1 rRNA gene is annotated in these 973 nt (G+C 55.0%); it reads left to right on the top strand.

The window, feature by feature from the left end:
- Nucleotides 1-10 precede the first annotated feature (10 nt).
- Nucleotides 11-973, top strand: a 16S ribosomal RNA gene (locus tag N784_RS15685); the annotation flags it as partial.

Here is a 973-nt window from a genome sequence, read left to right as displayed (position 1 = left end):
AAGGCAAACTCATTTGGAGAGTTTGATCCTGGCTCAGGACGAACGCTGGCGGCGTGCCTAATACATGCAAGTCGAGCGCATGAATCTACAAGATTCCTTCGGGATGATTGTAGTGGATTGAGCGGCGGACGGGTGAGTAACACGTGGGTAACCTGCCTTCGAGATTGGGATAACTCCGGGAAACCGGGGCTAATACCGAATAACACATGAAACCGCATGGTTTCGTGATAAAAGGCGGCTTCGGCCGTCACTCGAAGATGGACCCGCGGCGCATTAGCTAGTTGGTAAGGTAACGGCTTACCAAGGCGACGATGCGTAGCCGACCTGAGAGGGTGATCGGCCACACTGGGACTGAGACACGGCCCAGACTCCTACGGGAGGCAGCAGTAGGGAATCTTCCGCAATGGACGAAAGTCTGACGGAGCAACGCCGCGTGAACGATGAAGGTCTTCGGATCGTAAAGTTCTGTTGTTAGGGAAGAACAAGTGCCATAGGAAATGATGGCACCTTGACGGTACCTAACCAGAAAGCCCCGGCTAACTACGTGCCAGCAGCCGCGGTAATACGTAGGGGGCAAGCGTTGTCCGGAATTATTGGGCGTAAAGCGCGCGCAGGCGGTTCCTTAAGTCTGATGTGAAAGCCCACGGCTCAACCGTGGATGGCCATTGGAAACTGGGGAACTTGAGTACAGAAGAGGAGAGTGGAATTCCACGTGTAGCGGTGAAATGCGTAGAGATGTGGAGGAACACCAGTGGCGAAGGCGACTCTCTGGTCTGTAACTGACGCTGAGGCGCGAAAGCGTGGGTAGCAAACAGGATTAGATACCCTGGTAGTCCACGCCGTAAACGATGAGTGCTAGGTGTTAGGGGGTTTCCGCCCCTTAGTGCTGCAGTTAACGCATTAAGCACTCCGCCTGGGGAGTACGGCCGCAAGGCTGAAACTCAAAGGAATTGACGGGGGCCCGCACAAGCGG

This window comes from Pontibacillus litoralis JSM 072002 (assembly GCF_000775615.1).
GTDB lineage: Bacteria > Bacillota > Bacilli > Bacillales > BH030062 > Pontibacillus > Pontibacillus litoralis.
The sequence above is the reverse complement of the archived record's forward strand: the minus strand, read 5'-3'. Positions and strand labels throughout refer to the sequence as shown.